This window comes from Armatimonas sp. (assembly GCF_031410135.1).
GTDB lineage: Bacteria > Armatimonadota > Armatimonadia > Armatimonadales > Armatimonadaceae > Armatimonas.
Map to the genome: position 1 here is coordinate 1 of NZ_JANNYP010000362.1, position 2230 is coordinate 2230.

Consider the following 2230-nt stretch of genomic DNA (forward strand, 5'->3'; position numbering starts at 1 on the left):
TTGACGGTGGCCTAAGCCGCTGACGAGACGCTTTTGAAGGCGAAGCGAGCGAGCTTCGCGGGCGGCAAAGCCGCCGGGGAGAGGGAACCGTAATTACACCAAAAAAAGGACTTGACACTTCTCACAGGGAAGGAGAGTTTCCGTGAGTTGAAAGCGCTTGCCTATGGTGCGGTTGGTAGCCGACAAGAGTTCTCGCCGAATGGGCAATCTTTAATTAGCGAATCAATCCAGCTGAATGATTCGATAGGATTAACTCACCTAATTCGTGGACAGTACTTAAGAAGGAAAAATCCACAACAAGCAGTTCAAGAACTCAATAAAGCAATAAAATTTGGAGATTCTTTGGTAATAGAAAAAGCAAACCTGCTCAAGGGAACAATCTGGATTCCCTCTGACAAGGTTAAAGCGACCTTACGAGCCATCAAAGAACGATAGATTTTTTGGGTTTGAATTACTATAAAAACAACACTGCCGAGGAGGACTCTCCCCGGCGGTGTTTTGATTTTTACAATCCCCAATCCTAGTAGGTGTTCCAGAGAACCCACGGGGCGTGGTGCGAGGGGTTGCTCCCCGAGTAGCCCGCCGGGTTCAGGAGAACCTCGCCATCCTCGACATACTGTCCGTTGACCTGTGGCGCAAGCTGGAAGGCAGAGCCGACACTCAGGTTCTTGGAGTGTCCGTCGAGAAACGCGAAGTTAGCGCGGCCATCGGTGGCGATCTTAAGACCAGCCGGATTGTCGGTGCGAAACTGGGTGGCGTTGTGGCGGAACTGCGGAATCAGCCCTGCTGCGTTCGTGCCTGCCGGAATGGTGCTCCGGGGGTCGGTGACCCACATTCCCCAGCCCGTTCCATTAGGAGTGCCGTCCTGGTTAGCATAGCCCGTCTCGCCAATACAGAGCGTCTCGGCGGGCTTGGCGATCTGTGCCATTGAGAGTCCTGGGGCGGTGTAGGCATTGGGTGGACCGGCTCCGTTGTTCTCGTAGGCATGGGAGAGACCATAGCTCCACCCATAGCCGCCGTTGTTGTCGGCCCCCACAATCACGGTCGCACCCGGGCAGCCACTGTTGCCAACCCCGGTGTAGGCGAACGTCACCGCGCGCCAGGGCTGGTTGATATTGGGGCAGGTAAAGACTTTCTCGTTCTTGACATACGGATAGATCTGCCACTGCCAGCGCCCACGGCACATCTGGTTGTAGCCAATCACGGGGAGCGTCTCGTCGTAGTCTTGAGAGTACATCATGACGCCTAGGGAGAGCTGCTTGGTATTGGAGAGACACGCTGCAGAGCGTGCTTTGTCACGGGCCTGTGCAAAGACAGGGAAGAGAATGGCTGCGAGAATTGCGATAATAGCAATGACCACGAGTAGCTCAATCAGCGTAAAGCCTTTTTGAACATGCCGCTTCGGTACGACAGATAATGACAACATAGTAAAGTTCCTCTTTCTTTAGGGGTTGCGCCATGCCTCGGCGCTGGGATGGTAGACAAAGTCCACACCAATCGAAATGCTCCGGTTGGGTGTGGGGGTATCGGGGGCCGTCAGGCGCTCGTGCATGAGCTGCGCGGCCTGCTTGCCCAGCTCACTCTGCCACTGACGGATGCCCAGAAACGGCTCTTGAACATGCTCGACCCAGTCGGAGCGGTTCAGAAAACCCGCCAGCGCGATCTTGGACTCGGCACGAACGCCGCGCTGCCGTAGCGTCAGCAAAGCCGACTGGAGCGCACGGTCGTTGGCGCAGAAGATCGCGGTCGGAGGCTCAGGGTCACTCAGCCACTCCCGGAAGATCCCCTCACAGTCGTCCAGCGGGCAGGCGGGCAGGACATCGCCAATGCGCCGTGCCCACTCCGCGCGACGGATCCACTCGGGGCGGATGATCAAGCCCGCATCCCGCAAGGCACGCTCATACCCCGCTTGACGGTCACGGATCACGGCGTTGGGCAGGCGATACGAGCAGAGAAAGGCGATCCGGGTGTGCCCGAGGGCGACCAGCTCAGCGATGGCTTGCGCGGTTCCGCCCTCATTGTCCGACGTCACCCGATCCGCCGGGATTCCCGTGAGGTACCGGTCCACAAAGACCAGCTTGCAGCCCGCCGCCGCCAGAGCGTCATAGGCCGCCCGGTTCTCATTCTGCCCGACGGGCAGGGCGATCAGGCCCCGGATTTTCCCTTGAAGAACCTGAGCATGGATCCGGCGCAGGCACTCCGCCTCTTGTTCCAATTCATCGCGGCTATC

Annotated in this window: 3 protein-coding genes; 1 reads left to right on the forward strand and 2 read right to left on the reverse strand. The window is 57.8% G+C overall.

Features of this window, described 5'->3' with window-relative positions; all coding sequences use genetic code 11:
* Nucleotides 1-111 precede the first annotated feature (111 nt).
* The gene (locus tag RMO15_RS13280; protein ID WP_309713315.1) at nt 112-435 is read left to right on the forward strand and encodes a hypothetical protein; all 324 of its coding nucleotides are present in this window, start codon (nt 112-114) and stop codon (nt 433-435) included.
* 85 nt (nt 436-520) lie between these two features.
* Here RMO15_RS13280 and RMO15_RS13285 read toward each other — a convergent pair whose 3' ends face one another.
* Nucleotides 521-1426 carry a prepilin-type N-terminal cleavage/methylation domain-containing protein gene (locus RMO15_RS13285; RefSeq protein ID WP_309713318.1) on the reverse strand — a complete coding sequence of 302 codons (906 nt, stop codon included), beginning with the start codon at nt 1424-1426 and terminating at the stop codon, nt 521-523.
* 18 nt (nt 1427-1444) lie between these two features.
* A partial coding sequence (locus tag RMO15_RS13290; protein ID WP_309713322.1) for a substrate-binding domain-containing protein occupies nt 1445-2230 on the reverse strand: 786 nt, incomplete at its 5' end.